Raw genomic sequence first — 14891 nt, forward strand, 5'->3', positions numbered from 1 at the left:
TTGATTATGATGTGAAGCTTGCCCGGGTTTGACCATTCGTTCAAAGTTTTTTCTTTATCAGGCCTGCCCTTGCGGGCGCCCCGCGCAAATTTCCGGCGAAACCGCCCCGCGCCTGGCGGGACGGCGTCTTCCTGTCAGCCCCGCTGAGACGGGTGCCAGAAGGTGAAGCTCTTCTCAATCAGCGCGACCAGCCCGTAAAAGGCCGATCCCGCCAGCGCCGCCACCACGATCTCGGCCCAGACCATGTCCAGCGCCAGCTGGCCGACGCTGGTGGAAATGCGGAAGCCCATGCCGACCGTGGGCGAGCCAAAGAATTCCGCCACAATCGCGCCGATCAGCGCCAGGGTGGTGGAGATCTTGAGGCCGTTGAACACAAACGGCAGCGCCGCCGGCAACCGCAGCTTGAAAAAGCTCTGCCAGTAACTCGCCGCATACGTCTGCATCAGATCGCGCTGCATGGCCGAGGTCTCGCGCAGGCCCGCCACCGTGTTCACCAGCATCGGAAAGAACACCATGACCACGACAACGGCGGCCTTGGACTGCCAGTCGAACCCGAACCACATCACCAGGATCGGCGCGGTGCCCACAATCGGCAGCGCGGCGACAAAGTTCCCCACCGGCAGCAGCCCGCGGCGCAGGAAATCGCTGCGGTCCACCAGGATCGCAGTCAGAAATGCCGCACCGCACCCGATCACATAGCCGCCCAACGCGCCCTTCAGGATGGTCTGGGCAAAATCGTCCCACAGGATCGGCAGACTGGAGGCAAAGCGCGCCGCAATAACCGACGGCGCCGGCAGGATCACCAGGGACACCTCCAGCCCGCGCACCAGCAGTTCCCAGACCAGCAGCACGGTAATGCCGAAAATGGCCGGCACCAGCAGCTGCACGGCCCGGGTTTTCGACGCCGGGCTATTGGCCAATCGGCTGTTCAGCCACCACCCCAGGCACCAGACAAGCACGGCAAGCACCACCATCAGCATGACAGGATCCCCCTCTTCATCTGGCCAGAAATATCCCGGGTGAGCCGCAGAGCGGCGAGGGCAGAGCCGTCACTCCAAACATCGATCATGCCCGCACCCCCATCCGGCTCAAGACAAGCTTCTCGATCAAGCCCAGCAAGGCCACCAGCGCCGCCGCCAGGATCGCCGCCGCAAACAGCGCCGACCAGATCTGCACCGTTTGCCCGTAATAGCTGCCCGCCAGCAGCCGCGCGCCCAGCCCCGCAACCGCACCGGTCGGCAGCTCACCCACGATGGCCCCAACCAGCGATGCCGCAATGCCGATTTTCAGCGATGCAAACAGATAGGGCATCGAGGACGGCAGCCGCAGTTTCCAGAACCCTTGCGAGGTATTGGCGTTGTAGGTCTTCAAGAGATCCAGCTGCATCGCATCCGGCGCCCGCAGGCCCTTTACCATGCCGACAACAACCGGGAAGAAGCTGAGGTAGGCGGAGATCACCGCCTTGGGAATGATGCCCTGCACCCCGATGGAATAGAGCACCACGATGATCATCGGCGCCAGCGCGATGATCGGGATGGTCTGGCTGACAATCGCCCAGGGCATCACCGACATGTCCATGACGCGCGAATGCACGATCCCCACCGCCAGCAGGATGCCAAGCCCGGTGCCAATGGCAAAGCCCAGCAGCGTCGCCGACAGTGTCACCTGCGCGTGATAGACCAGACTGCGCTTGGAAGTGATCTTCTTCTCCACCGTGGTTTCCCACAGCTCGACCGCCACCTGATGCGGTGCGGGCAGCCGCGGGCGCTCCTGCACCCAGGTCAGGCTGATGGCAAAGCTGTTCGTCGCCACCAGCCCGATCTCGCTCATATCCCGGCGCGCCTTGGCGGTGGCCGGGGTCACTTCCACCCCTGCCCGCTCTGCCTGATCCAGCACGCCCTTGATGTTCATCGGCACGCAGGCCGCATACCAAAGGGCGATGATCGCGGCGACAACGGTGAGAACGGCAACAAGGCTTTTCATACCCGCGCCCTCCGCAAACGGCAGCCGCCCGGTGCACAGGGGGTGTACAGGGGGTGCACGCATGGCAGCCCCCAATTCCGGCGGGTCGTGCTGGCGAACTCAGTCATCGCCATGCCCCGCCCGCAGCCCCTCGCGCACCCGGTGGGCGATTTCGATGAACTCCGGGCTGTCACGGATATCCAGCGGCCGCTCCTTGGGCAAGGTGCTGTCGATCACGTCATGTATGCGGCCGGGTCTGGGCGACATCACCACGATCTTGGTGGACAGATACACCGCCTCCGGAATCGAGTGGGTGACAAAGCCGATGGTCTTGTTGGTCCGCGCCCAAAGCTTCAAAAGCTGCTCGTTCAGGTGGTCGCGCACGATCTCGTCCAGCGCCCCGAAAGGTTCATCCATCAACAGGATATCGGCATCAAACGCCAACGCCCGCGCGATGGAAGCCCGCTGCTGCATCCCACCCGACAGCTGCCAAGGAAACTTACCGCCAAAGCCTGTCAATTCAACAAGTTCCAGGACCTGGTTAACGCGCTTCTCCTGCTCCGCCTTGGAATATCCCATGATCTCCAGCGGCAGCTTGATGTTCTTGGCGATGGTGCGCCACGGGTACAGCCCCGCCGCTTGAAACACATAGCCATAGGCCCGGTTGCGCCGCGCCTTATCCGGGGTCATACCATTGACGCTCAGGCTGCCGCCGGTCGGGGTTTCCAGCGCCGCGATACAGCGCAAAAAAGTCGTCTTGCCGCAGCCTGACGGCCCGATGAAGGAGACAAAATCGCCTTTGTTGATCTGCAGGCTCACATCCTTCAGTGCGTGCACCGGACCGTCGTTGGTCTGGAATGTCAGGTCCAGGTTCCGGGCCTCGATCACGCAGTCTGCGGGGGCAGGTGCGGACGCGGCGGCCTCGGGGCGGATTGCCTGGGTGGTCGGTTCCATATTCATATCTTCGCCTTGATTTCACACAGGAAAACGGGCCGCCGTTTCCGGCAGCCCGCTCCTGATTTACACGCCTGTTGCCGGGATCCCGGTGCGCTCCACCGGGCGCGGCGCCGTCAGTTCCTTCCAGGTCGACAGCGCCTTGTTCACCGATGCGTTGGCCTCCCGCGAGACGAACTTGCCGTGGCCCTCCTGGCACTTGATTTCACCGTCATGCACCGCCACATGGCCGCGGGTCAGGGTAAAGCGCGGCAGGCCCTTCACCTCATGCCCCTCGAACACATTGTAGTCGATCGCGGACTGCTGACTATCCGCCGAAATCGTCTTGCGTTTCTCCGGGTCCCAGACCACCAGGTCGGCATCGGCACCCACCAGAACCGCGCCCTTTTTCGGATAGCAATTCAGGATCTTGGCGATGTTGGTAGAAGTGACGGCCACAAACTCATTCGGGGTCAGGCGGCCGGTTCCCACACCATGTGTCCACAGCATCGGCATCCGGTCTTCCAGGCCGCCGGTGCCGTTCGGGATCTTGGTGAAGTCCCCCACGCCGGTACGCTTCTGCTCTGTGGTAAAGGCGCAGTGATCGGTGGCCACAACCGACAGCGAGCCCGACTGCAGACCGGCCCAGAGGCTGTCCTGATGCTGCTTGTTGCGGAACGGCGGTGACATCACCCGGCGGGCGGCGTGGTCCCAGTCCTTGTTGAAATATTCGCTCTCATCCAGGGTCAGATGCTGGATCAAGGGCTCGCCCCAGACCCGCTTGCCCTGCATCCGGGCACGGCGGATCGCCTCGTGGCTTTCCTCGCAGGAGGTATGCACGACATACAGCGGCACGCCCGCCATATCGGCAATCATGATGGCGCGGTTGGTCGCCTCACCCTCCACCTGCGGCGGGCGGGAATAGGCGTGCGCTTCAGGGCCTGTGTTGCCCTCAGCCAGCAGCTTGGCCTGCAACTCCGCCACAACGTCGCCGTTCTCGGCATGCACCATGGCAATGCCGCCCAGTTCCGACAGGCGTTTGAACGAGGCATACAGCTCGTCATCATTCACCATCAGCGCGCCTTTGTAGGCCATGAAATGCTTGAAGGTGTTGATGCCGCGCTCCTGGATCACAGTCTTGATGTCATCAAAGACCTGCTCACCCCACCAGGTCACCGCCATGTGGAAGGAGTAGTCGCAGTTGGCGCGGGTCGACTTGTTGTCCCAGCGTTTCAGCGCGTCCAGCAGGCTCTCGCCCGGGTTGGGCAGCGCAAAATCCACCACCATGGTGGTGCCGCCCGCGAGGCCCGCGCGGGTACCGGACTCAAAGTCGTCCGAGCTGTAAGTGCCCATAAAGGGCATCTCCAAGTGAGTATGCGGGTCAATCCCGCCAGGCATCACATAACAGCCGGTGGCGTCCAGCTCCTCGTCGCCTTTCAGGTTCGGGCCGATCTGGGTGATCACCCCGTTTTCGATCAGCACATCCGCTTTGTAGGTCAGATCGGCGGTCACGATGGTGCCGTTTCTGATAACTTTATTCATGGTTGCAACTCCCTGAAGCGGGGCGTATTTTCACGCCTCCAATTATTCTTGAAGAACAAGCTCCCTTGTTCATCTGGCCGGAAAGTATCCCGGGGGAGCGGCCCAAGGGGCCGCGGGGGGCAGCGCCCCTTACTCAACGATCTCCGCCGTCTCCACCACCGCGTGGAACAGCACATTGGCGCCCGCCTCGGCCCAGTCCTTGCTGATCTCCTCGGCCTCGTTGTGGCTGAGGCCATCAACACAGGGGCACATCACCATGGCGGTCGGCGCCACACGGTTGATCCAGCAGGCGTCGTGGCCCGCGCCAGAGATGATATCAAGGTGCGAATACCCCAGCCGCTCCGCCGCGTTGCGCACCGCAGTCACGCACCCCTCGTCAAAGGCTACGGGGTCAAAGCCGCCGACCTTCTCGAACTCGATCTCCACCCCCATTGTCTCGGCGATCCCGGTGCCTTTCTCGCGCAAGCGGTTTTCCATGTCAGTGATCACGTCCAGTTCCGGGCTGCGGAAATCGACAGTGAAGACCACCTTGCCCGGGATCACATTGCGCGAGTTCGGATAGACGTCGATATGGCCCGCCGCGCCCACCGCATGGGGAGCATGGCTCCAGGCGATTGCGTCCACTTCCTCCAGGATCCGCGCCATCGCCAGGCCCGCATTGCGGCGCATCGGCATCGGGGTGGAGCCGGTGTGTGCGTCCTTGCCGGTGATCGTCACCTGGGTCCAGCTCAGGCCCTGGCCGTGGGTCACGACGCCGATGTCCTTGCCCTCTGACTCCAGGATCGGTCCCTGTTCGATGTGCAGTTCAAAGAAGGCGTGCATCTTGCGGGCGCCGGTTTCCTCCTCGCCGCGCCAGCCGATCCGCTTCAGCTCGTCACCGAACTTCTTGCCCTCGGCATCTTCCCGGTCATAGGCCCAGTCCTGGGTATGCACACCGGCAAACACGCCCGACGACAGCATCGCCGGCGCATAGCGGGTACCCTCCTCATTGGTGAAGTTTGTGGCCACGATCGGGTGCTTGGTCTTGATATTCATGTCGTTGAGCGAGCGGATCAGCTCCAGCCCCGCCAGCACCCCCAGCACCCCGTCATATTTACCGCCGGTGGGCTGGGTATCGAGGTGCGAGCCGACATAGACCGGCAGCGCATCCGGGTCGGTGCCCGCGCGCATTGCAAACATGTTGCCCATCTGGTCGAGCCCCATGGTGCAGCCCGCCTCCTCGCACCACTTCTGAAACAGCGCGCGGCCCTCGCCGTCCTCGTCCGTCAGCGTCTGGCGGTTGTTGCCGCCTGCAACGCCGGGGCCGATCTTGGCCATCTCCATCAGGCTGTCCCACAGCCTGTCACCATTGATATTCAGATTCTGTCCAAGCGACGTCATCAAGAGCTTCCTTCCCTGAGCGCCCGTCTTTGCGGGCTTTCCGGCTTGGCGCCGTGTTAGGTGGCTTTGAATGCTGGCCGTTTATCAAGCCGGCCTGTTCGCAGTCCGGACATTGATTTGACCAACTGGTCAAACTCACGCTATCACGGGTTCACCACCAGTCAAGAAATTGCCGCAGGACCCTTGCAAAAAACGGCCCCTTTGCCGGAAACAGGTGAAATTCCGTGCTTTCGCCGGCCCAAGGCGGCAAAACCAGACAAGGACGACCATGCCCGCAGACCGCGCGCCCACCCGCATTCAGAAAAAGAATCGCGCCGCCATCCTTGAGGCGGCGCTGGACGTGTTTTCCAGCCACGGATTCCGCGGCTCCACCGTGGACCAGATCGCCAAGGCGGCCGGGCTGTCGAAACCGAACCTGCTCTATTACTTCCCCTCCAAGGAAGCGATTTTCAACGAGCTGATGACAGGGCTGCTGGACACCTGGCTGGATCCGTTGCGCAGCCTGAACCCTGAGGGTGAGCCGCTGGAGGAAATTCTCGCCTATGTGCAGCGCAAGCTGCAGATGAGCCGTGATTTCCCGCGCGAAAGCCGGCTTTATGCCAATGAGATCGTGCAGGGGGCACCGCGGCTGCGCGAGGTGATCGCCACCGACCTCAAGGTGCTGGTGGAGGAAAAGACGCAGCTGCTGCAGGAGTGGATGGATGCCGGACGGATCAACCGGGCGCATCCTAAGCATCTGCTGTTTTCGATATGGTCGCTGACCCAGCATTACGCGGATTTCGACGCCCAAGTGCGCATGCTGATGGGGGAAGAAGACCCGTTTGACGCCGCGCCAGATTATCTGGAAACCCTGTACCGCCGGATGCTTACGCCCGAAAGCTGAGTCGAAAAAGGCGGCCCCTGCAGACCGCCTTTTCCTCTTGCTCCAAATTTCCCAACCGAAGGCACGCGCCCTGCATAGGGCGCCTTTTCCTTACTCCGCCGCAGTGGCCGACGGATTGTTCGGATGCGTGGTCCAGTTGGCGTATTCGTCTGAGACCACCTCACCGGTGCGTTCGTCGATCTGTCCCGCCGGAACTTCTTCCATGGTGATGCAGCCCTCCACCGGGCAGACATTCACACAGAGGTTGCAGGCGACGCATTCGTCGTCCTTGACCGTGAAAACACGGTCCTCGCTCATCGCAATCGCCTGGTGCGAGGTGTCCTCGCAGGCGGCATAGCAGCGGCCGCATTTAATGCAATCGTCCTGGCTGATCTTTGCCTTGGTGACATAGTTCAGGTCCAGATACTGCCAGTCGGTCACATTCGGCACCGCCATGCCGATGAAGTCCTGAGTGGAGGTGTAGCCCTTCTCATCCATCCAGTTCGAGAGGCCCGAGATCATCTCCTTCACCACGTTGAAGCCATAAGTCATCGCAGCGGTGCAGACCTGCACGTTGCCTGCGCCCAACGCCATGAACTCTGCTGCGTCGCGCCAGGTGGTGACGCCGCCGATGGCGGAAATCGGCAGGCCGCGGGTTTGGGCGTCGCGGGCGATTTCAGCGACCATGTTCAGCGCAATCGGCTTCACCGCCGGACCGCAATAGCCGCCGTGGGTGCCCTTGCCGCCGATGGTCGGCTCCGGCGCCATGCTGTCGAGGTCCACCGAGGTGATAGAGTTGATGGTGTTGATCAGGCTGACCGCATCGGCGTTGCCCGCATTGGCCGCGCGGGCCGGGTGGCGGATGTCGGTGATGTTCGGTGTCAGCTTCACGATCACCGGCTTGGAGTAGTATTTCTTGCACCACTCGGTGACCATCTGGATGTATTCCGGCACCTGCCCCACGGCAGAACCCATACCGCGTTCGGCCATGCCATGCGGGCAGCCGAAGTTCAGCTCGATCCCGTCGGCGCCGGTAGCCTCCACCTGCGGCAGGATGTCTTTCCAGGCCTGCTCCTCGCAGGGCACCATGATTGATACGATCACGGCACGGTCCGGGTAGTCTTTCTTGACCCGGGTGATTTCCTCCAGGTTGGTCTGCAACGGCCGGTCAGTAATCAGCTCAATGTTGTTGAGCCCCAACAGGCGGCGGTCGGCGCCCCAGATCGCGCCATAGCGCGGGCCGTTCACGTTGACCACCGGCGGGCCTTCGGAGCCGAGGGTTTTCCAGACCACGCCGCCCCACCCGGCCTCAAAGGCGCGGCGGACGTTGTATTCCTTGTCGGTCGGCGGCGCAGAGGCCAGCCAGAACGGGTTGGGGGATTTGATCCCCAGAAATTCTGTTGTCAGATCAGCCATTTGATCTCTCCTCTTAAGGCTAGCTCAGCGCAACGGACTGCGCTGGAGCTGGCTCAGCCCATCAGGCTGGAGTGAATGTCCATTGCCGCGTCGCGGCCCTCAGCCACGGCAGTCACGGTAAGGTCCTCGCCGCCCGAGGCGCAGTCGCCCCCGGCCCAGACGCCTGCGACAGAGGTGCGCCCGCTGGCGTCGACCTTGATCTTGCGGCCTTCCAGCGCCAGCGCATCGGGCTGGCCTTCCAAGGTCTGGCCGATCGCCTTGAACACTTGATCCGCGGCCAAGCGCACGGTCTCGCCAGTGCCGGAGACCTTGCCGTCCGTGACCTGAGTATACTCCAATTCGATCTCGGCCGCTGCGCCGTTGCCGTGCACCGCAACCGGCATCACGTTGAACATCAGCTTGACGCCTTTAGAGGCCGCCAGATCCTGTTCGAACCGGCTTGCGCCCATCTCCTCGCGGCTGCGGCGGTAGGCGATGGTGACGTTTTCGGCACCCAGCAGCTTCGACTGCACAGCGGCATCAACCGCGGTCATGCCGCCGCCGATCACCACCACATTGCGGCCCACCGGCAGCGCCGTCAGGTCGTCGGCCTGGCGCAGCTCAGCGATGAACTCCACCGCGTCGCGGACACCCTCCATATCCTCACCCGGCGCACGCAGGGCATTGACCCCGGCCAGGCCGATGGAGAGGAACACCGCGTCATAAGCCTGCTTCAGCGCATCAAGCGACAGGTCCTCGCCCAGCTTCTTGCCGTAATCCATAGTGATGCCGCCGATCTGCAGCAGCCAGTCGACCTCGCGCTGCGCAAAGTCGTTGGTGGTCTTATACGCTGCAATCCCGAATTCGTTGAGCCCGCCAGCCTTGGTCTTGGCGTCATAGACCACCACGTTATGGCCCAGCATGGCCAGCCGGTGCGCCGCAGACAGGCCCGCAGGACCCGCCCCCACCACGGCCACCTTCTTGCCGGTGGCGGCAGCGCGGGTGAAGGGATGCTCGTCCTTTTCCATCAGCGTGTCGGTGGCATAACGCTGCAGGCGGCCGATCTCGACCGGCTTGCCCTCTGCCGTTTCGCGCACGCAGACCTCTTCACAAAGGGTTTCGGTCGGGCAGACCCGGGCGCACATGCCGCCCAGGATGTTCTGCTCCAGAATGGTGCGGGCCGCGCTTTCCGGGTGGCCTGCCTGGATCTCCCGGATGAATTGGGGGATGTCGATGCTGGTCGGACAGGCCGTCATGCAGGGCGCGTCGTAGCAGAAATAGCAGCGGTCGGCTGCCACGGCGGCCTCATGCGCGTCATAGGGCGGGTGCAAGTCCGAGAAATTCTCAGCGATCCCGGCAGCGTCAAGCCGCGCCGCCTGAATACCGGATGCCTGATGGCTGGTCGCCATTGGGTGTCTCCCTGATTTTCTGTTGTTCTGAATATCAGAGTGCCACAGTCTCATTTTTTATCAACTGGTAAAATTTTTGAGAGCCGCAAAAATTATGCCGCCCCTAGCCGGAGCGGCATGCAAGAACATGATTCCAAATTAAAAAGAACCGGTGCCTATTTAGCGGACATTTGTGCAAGGTGACCACTTTTCATCCAGACCTTGGCGCCATCCGGGCCGGTTACGGCGTCAAACCGGCTGCCGGGCGGCAGGCGCAGCCAGTCCCAGCGGGAGAATTGCTCGCCGCTTTCGCTGTAGCTGCCCTCGACCACAAAGACCTCCAGCCCGCCGGGTGCGTCCAGGCTGACTTCCTGATCGGGAGCCCAGGTTTGCAGCGTCACCGTCTCAACCGCATCCTGAAACAGCTGCTGCTGCGCGGCGCCGTCATCGGTGCGGATTTTGACCTCGGTGCGGTCTGCGGGGTCGAACTGATGCAGCTTAACCAGGATTACCGCGCCCTCTGCCGCGGCGGGCGTGTGGCTGGTGGTGGGCGGGTTGCGGACATAGGAGCCTGCGGGGAAATCGCCATGCTCGTCCTGAAACACGCCGTCCAGCACCAGAAACTCCTCGCCGCCGTCGTGCACATGCGGGTCAAACGCCGACCCCGGCGCAAAGCGGACGATGGTGGTGGCGCGGGCAACTTCCTCGCCGATACGGTCAAGCATCTTGCGCTCTACGCCCGGTGCCGGGCTGGGCACCCAGGGCGTGTCCTCGAAATGCACCGCGGCGCGTTTGGTGAAGTCGGCATTGATACGCATGTCTCTCTCCCCTGACTGCGCCAAGCAATGTGGCCGCTGACCCAAGCAGAGGGAAGAGTGCTCACGAAACCGTGCTTAATCCGAAGGCTTAGCCGGGCAGCACGGCGGTGGCTTCGATCTCAACCTTGGCCTCATCCTCAACCAGCGCGGACACGACAACCATGGTCATCGCCGGGAAGTGATAGCCCATCACCGCGCGGTAGGCCTTGCCGACCTCTGCCTGGTGGGCAAGGTATTCCGCCTTGTCAGTCACGAACCAGGTCAGCCGGGTGATGTCCTGGGCGGTGCCGCCCGCGGCCTCGACCACTTCCAGGATGTTGCGCAGCGCCTGGCTCATCTGGCCGATGAAATCCTGCGCCTCAAACACCTGATCAGCAGTCCAGCCGATCTGGCCGCCGACAAACAGCTGCTTGCCCTCTGCAATCATGCCGTTGGCATAGCCTTTGGCGGGCTTCCACCCTTCGGGATGCACACTGATGGCCGGCATGGGGGGCTCCTTTGCTGATAACGCCTGCTGCTGACAATAGCGCCGCAGCGGGATTTATTTCAAGCTTAAAACTTATAAGCCTGAAGCAACCCCGAATTGCCGCCTGGTTCGTGCCCGGGTCAGATGCTCATCTTCTTGAAAACGCCTTCCGGAATGTTGCGGATGATCAGCATGATCAGCCGCCAGACAGGCCGCACATAAACGACGCTTTTCTGCTTGGCAGTGGCATCGGTAATGGCGCGGGCGACCTCCTCGGGCTGGGCTGTCAGCTTTTCCGGCAGGTCCATGCCCTCGGTCATTTGCGTGGCGACAAAGCCCGGCAGCACAGTGACCACATGCACGCCCTTGCGGGCCAGCCGGTTGCGCAAACCGGACAGAAAGGCGGTGAAGCCGGCCTTGGCGGAGCCATAGACATAATTGGTGGCGCGGCCGCGGTCTCCGGCGACCGAGCTGATCCCGACCAGCGTGCCGGAGCCGCGCTGTTCGAACCGGCTGGCCAGAACCGCCAGAATGCTGGCTGGGCCTTCGAAATTGCTGCGCAGCACTTGAACCGCGGCGGCGGGGCTGTTTTCGCTTTCGCCCTGCTCCCCCATGAAGCCGATGGCGGAGACGGCAATGCCCGGCAGCTCCGGCAGAGCATCGGCAAAGCGTTCGTGATCCTCCAGCTCCAAGGCGTCGAATTCATGCAAGGTGACCGGCACGCTGTGGCGCAGCTCCAGGTCGGTCTTCCGGGTTTCCAGACTGCCCGCATTGCGGGCGGCCAGATGCACCGGGTGGCCTTGCGCGGCATAGGCGTGGGCCACCGCCAGGCCGATGTCGGACCGGGCGCCAAGGATCAGAACGGGGGATTTGGTCATAGCGAGAGCCTTTGCGACTGGGCGGACTGAAAGGAGGGGTGCAGCCCGGACATTTGCCGCATCCCGGCGTACTCTGCGGCCCTGGGGTCGGCGGCGCGCAGCGTGTCCCGGCTCATCCGGCTGTCCTTGGCCAGATAAAAGCGGCCGCCGTGGGCAATGGTGATGCGGTCGAGGTCCTGCATCAGCTGCAGGCTGCGGCGGTTGACCGGGAAGTCCAGCGCCAGCGTGTAGCCCTCCATCGGGAAGGAGAACGGGCTGTCCTGCGGCCCCAGCCGTTTGAGCACCGCCAGGAAGGACCCCTGCCCGGCGGCAGAGATTGCCTTGAGCAAGGCACGCAAGCCTGCCCGCGCGCTATCCAGCGGCAGCACGCATTGAAACTGGGCAAAGCCCTTGCGCCCGTAGATCCGGTTCCAGCCCAAGAGCGCATCAAGCGGAAAGAAGAAGCTGTCATAACCGGTGATCTGCCGCCCGGCCTTGCGCGCCCCGGCCCAGTAATAGGCGGCATTGAAGGCGCGAACACTGAAGCGGTTTAGGGCAAAGGACGGAAACACCGGCGGTACAGTGCGTCTGCTGGCGCGAGGAATGGCAAAGGGCTGCGCCGCCTGGGCATAGCTCAAGTCCTGCAGCCCGGCATGTTCCCCCAGCATGACCAGGGACCGGCCCAGCTTGTCCCCGCCCGCCAGACAGTCGATCCAGGCCACGGAATAGGTCGCATCGGCGGAGCGTTCGAAGATTTCGATGGCCGCGTCGAGGTTTGCAGCCGGTGTTGTCTGTTGCCGGATCCAGGCGGAGGGTACACGCCGCAGGCGGATGGCGGCGCGCAGGATCACGCCTGTGAGCCCCATGCCGCCCGCAGTCCAGTTGAACAGTTCGCTGTTCTCCCGGGCAGAACAGCGGCGGACCGTTCCGTCCGGCCCCATCACCTCGACCCAGTCCAGGCAGCTGCGGAAACTGCCGTCCTTGTGGTGGTTCTTGCCATGCACATCCGCGGCAATCGCGCCGCCCAGGGTCACGAACTTGGTGCCCGGCACCACCGCCGGGAACCAGCCGCGTGGCAGGAAGGCAGAGATGACATCGCCCAGCAGCACGCCGCCTTCTGCCACCAGCAGGCCAGTCGTGGCATCGAAGGAAATCATCTTGTTGAAATGGCGCATATGCAGGGTGGTCGGGACGCCAACCGCGCTGTCGCCATAGGCGCGGCCATTGCCGCGGGCGATGACGGAGGGGCTTTCGGTGATCAGCCGTTTCAGCTCAGCTTCGCTGCGCGGCGCAAGCAGCTGCGCCTGCGACACCGGGTAGTTTCCCCAGCCGGAAAGCCCCCTCATTCCGCCTCCGCCGCGCGGCGAGTGAAAACGAATTGCCGGTCAAGCTGGTATTTCACCATGTAACCGACCACCAGCCCCAGGACCGCCCCGGCCTCGCGCGCCGCATCGGTGCCAAAGGTGAGCCAGAACAGCGTCTCGGTGATCCAGAACACTGCCGTGGTCGCCACGCCCATCAGCGAATACAGCAGGAATGTCCGGCCCTGGTGTTTCAGGCCGCCCTGCTGGTCAAAAAAGATCCAGCGCTTGTCGAGCAGGTATTTGACCACCAGCCCGGCCAAGGTGCCTGCAGCCATCGCGGCAGTGAAAAATACGCCGGTCTCCCCCAGCTGCAACACCGCGCGCTGGGTGGCGAGGTTGACCGCAGTGGCAGCCGCCGCAAAGGCGGTGTAGCGGACCAGGAGCTGTTGCAGGGTCATATCGCGCTGCTCCAGACCGCAAAGGACAGGGCGATCAGGAAGCACAGCTGGCTGCCGCGGTCGCGCGCCGCATAGACCACCGGGTCGTCCTGCATCTGCCCCCGGTGGGCCAGCATCACCGTATTGGTGATCCAATAGAGCAGCACACAGCAGATCCCCCACAACCCCTGCGGCGTGGTATAAAGCGCGGCCACAGCAGGCGAGTTGAGGTAGAGCGCCAGAACCAGCACTGAGACATAACCCGCAGCGATGGCGATCATCGAGATCACCGGCAGATCGTTCACGTGGTAGCCGCGCCCCTTGGCGGTCAGCTGCTGGCGCTTGGCACTGTCGACCAGCTCTGCCTGCCGTTTCACCGCGGCTAGCGAGAAGAAGAAAAAGATCGAAAACGCCAGCAGCCATACCGACAGCGAAATCCCCGTGGCGGCGGCGCCTGCCGCGATGCGGATAGTGTAAAGCCCGGCCAGCAGGCAGATGTCCATCACGATCAACCGCTTGAAATGCAACGAATAAGCCGTTGTCATCGCGTAATAAAGCAGGATGATCCCAACAAACAGCAGGCCCAGCGGCAGCGCCGCCGCCAAACCGCCCAGAAACAGCGCCGCCGCCATCCAGCTGCCGTGCTCAATCGGGATGCGGCCCGCGGCAAAGGGCCGGAACCGCTTGCGCGGATGGGCGCGGTCGGCGTTGAGGTCCAAAAGGTCATTCACCACATAGACGCTGGAGGCAATCAGGCTAAACGACAGGAAGGCCAGCAACGATTGCACCAGGGTGGTCAGGTCCAGTTGATGCGCGGCCAGCATCGGCAGGAAGACCAGGATGTTCTTCAGCCACTGGTGCGGCCGCAGCGCCTTGATATACGCGGCCAGCGCGGGCTCCGCCGTTTCCAGATGTTCGGTGTCGGAGGCGGCTTGCTCTGCCTTCCGGCGCAGCGCCGGGGCGGCATTCACGGTGACGGCCTTGGCCGCCAGCTGCCAGACCGGCAGGTCGGCAGCGGAATCTCCCATATAGGCAAAGCCGCCCGCCCCGAACCGGCTTTGCAGGAAGTCCGCCTTGACCGGGCCTTTGAGGTTTTCGGTGCCGCTGGAGCCATGCACCTCGTCAAACAGGTCCAGATGGCCGGCGATCTGATCGGCGATGGACTGGTCGCTGGCGGTGACCAGCGCGGTCTGGCCGCCCCGCTGCCGCCAGTCCCGGACATACGCCATCACCGCCGGATCATAAGGCAGGCTGGCCGCGTCAATGCGCGAGGTTCCAGCCAGGTGCCGCTTCAGCGCCGCCCGGCCGTTCAGCAGCGCAACCGCCGCTGAAAAGGGGCTTTTCCAGTCGCGCCCGAAGGAAGACCAGAAGCTTTCATACAGAATGTTGCTGCGCAGCAGGGTGCCATCCAGGTCGACGGCAAGCACGCCGGGCTGCCCGGCCGGAAGCGAAGAATTTTTCGTCAAATGAAGTCAACCGGAAGATGGTTTTGGTCCCTGCCCCGCTTGTACCAGCGGCTCCGCTTGTTGGCTAGGTGCCAACTGGGC

The 14891-nt window shown here is 63.1% G+C and carries 14 protein-coding genes; 1 reads left to right on the top strand and 13 read right to left on the bottom strand.

Annotation, left to right across the window (positions count from 1 at the left end; translation table 11 throughout):
- Positions 1-134: 134 nt before the first annotated feature.
- The 5 genes from CAER_RS0125015 to CAER_RS0125035 form a co-directional block, all read right to left on the bottom strand.
- The gene (locus CAER_RS0125015) at positions 135-980 is read right to left on the bottom strand and encodes an ABC transporter permease (RefSeq protein ID WP_027237928.1); all 846 of its coding nucleotides are present in this window, start codon (positions 978-980) and stop codon (positions 135-137) included.
- A gap of 85 nt (positions 981-1065) precedes the next feature.
- The gene (locus CAER_RS0125020; RefSeq protein WP_027237929.1) at positions 1066-1983 is read right to left on the bottom strand and encodes an ABC transporter permease; all 918 of its coding nucleotides are present in this window, start codon (positions 1981-1983) and stop codon (positions 1066-1068) included.
- A 99-nt stretch (positions 1984-2082) separates the two neighbouring features.
- Positions 2083-2922: an ABC transporter ATP-binding protein gene (locus CAER_RS0125025; RefSeq protein WP_027237930.1), complete on the bottom strand. Its 840-nt coding sequence runs from the start codon at positions 2920-2922 to the stop codon at positions 2083-2085.
- Between the two features lie 60 nt (positions 2923-2982).
- Positions 2983-4437, bottom strand: coding sequence for a dihydropyrimidinase (gene hydA / locus CAER_RS0125030; protein WP_027237931.1), 1455 nt, complete (start codon positions 4435-4437; stop codon positions 2983-2985).
- 129 nt (positions 4438-4566) lie between these two features.
- Positions 4567-5817 (bottom strand): Zn-dependent hydrolase, encoded by a 1251-nt coding sequence (locus CAER_RS0125035; RefSeq protein WP_027237932.1) that lies wholly within the window; start codon positions 5815-5817, stop codon positions 4567-4569.
- A gap of 268 nt (positions 5818-6085) precedes the next feature.
- On the opposite strand from CAER_RS0125035, the gene CAER_RS0125040 reads away from it, so the two are divergent.
- Entirely contained in the window at positions 6086-6700 is a 615-nt protein-coding gene (locus tag CAER_RS0125040; RefSeq protein ID WP_027237933.1) for a TetR family transcriptional regulator C-terminal domain-containing protein, read from the top strand.
- A gap of 90 nt (positions 6701-6790) precedes the next feature.
- Here the strand turns inward: CAER_RS0125040 and preA are convergent, their stop codons facing one another.
- The 8 genes from preA to CAER_RS0125080 all read right to left on the bottom strand — a co-directional run bounded on the left by preA (position 6791) and on the right by CAER_RS0125080 (position 14771).
- Positions 6791-8095: an NAD-dependent dihydropyrimidine dehydrogenase subunit PreA gene (gene preA / locus CAER_RS0125045; RefSeq protein ID WP_027237934.1), complete on the bottom strand. Its 1305-nt coding sequence runs from the start codon at positions 8093-8095 to the stop codon at positions 6791-6793.
- A gap of 53 nt (positions 8096-8148) precedes the next feature.
- On the bottom strand, positions 8149-9483 hold the full coding sequence (locus CAER_RS0125050; protein WP_027237935.1) for an NAD(P)-dependent oxidoreductase: 1335 nt from the start codon (positions 9481-9483) through the stop codon (positions 8149-8151).
- 155 nt (positions 9484-9638) lie between these two features.
- Positions 9639-10280, bottom strand: a complete 642-nt coding sequence (locus CAER_RS0125055) for a cupin domain-containing protein (RefSeq protein ID WP_027237936.1) — start codon at positions 10278-10280, stop codon at positions 9639-9641.
- Positions 10281-10368: 88 nt separating this feature from the next.
- Complete coding sequence (locus CAER_RS0125060; RefSeq protein ID WP_027237937.1) at positions 10369-10767, bottom strand: RidA family protein; 399 nt, start codon at positions 10765-10767, stop codon at positions 10369-10371.
- A 119-nt stretch (positions 10768-10886) separates the two neighbouring features.
- Positions 10887-11624, bottom strand: coding sequence for an SDR family oxidoreductase (locus CAER_RS0125065; RefSeq protein WP_027237938.1), 738 nt, complete (start codon positions 11622-11624; stop codon positions 10887-10889).
- On the bottom strand, positions 11621-12949 hold the full coding sequence (locus CAER_RS0125070; RefSeq protein ID WP_027237939.1) for an FAD-binding oxidoreductase: 1329 nt from the start codon (positions 12947-12949) through the stop codon (positions 11621-11623). Before CAER_RS0125070 ends, CAER_RS0125065 begins: the two co-directional genes overlap by 4 nt.
- Positions 12946-13365, bottom strand: coding sequence for a GtrA family protein (locus tag CAER_RS0125075; protein ID WP_027237940.1), 420 nt, complete (start codon positions 13363-13365; stop codon positions 12946-12948). The genes CAER_RS0125070 and CAER_RS0125075 overlap by 4 nt, the downstream gene beginning before the upstream one ends.
- Positions 13362-14771 (bottom strand): UbiA family prenyltransferase, encoded by a 1410-nt coding sequence (locus CAER_RS0125080; protein ID WP_027237941.1) that lies wholly within the window; start codon positions 14769-14771, stop codon positions 13362-13364. The genes CAER_RS0125075 and CAER_RS0125080 overlap by 4 nt, the downstream gene beginning before the upstream one ends.
- Between the last annotated feature and the right edge of the window lie 120 nt (positions 14772-14891).

The sequence above is a fragment of the Leisingera caerulea DSM 24564 genome (assembly GCF_000473325.1).
Taxonomy (GTDB): domain Bacteria; phylum Pseudomonadota; class Alphaproteobacteria; order Rhodobacterales; family Rhodobacteraceae; genus Leisingera; species Leisingera caerulea.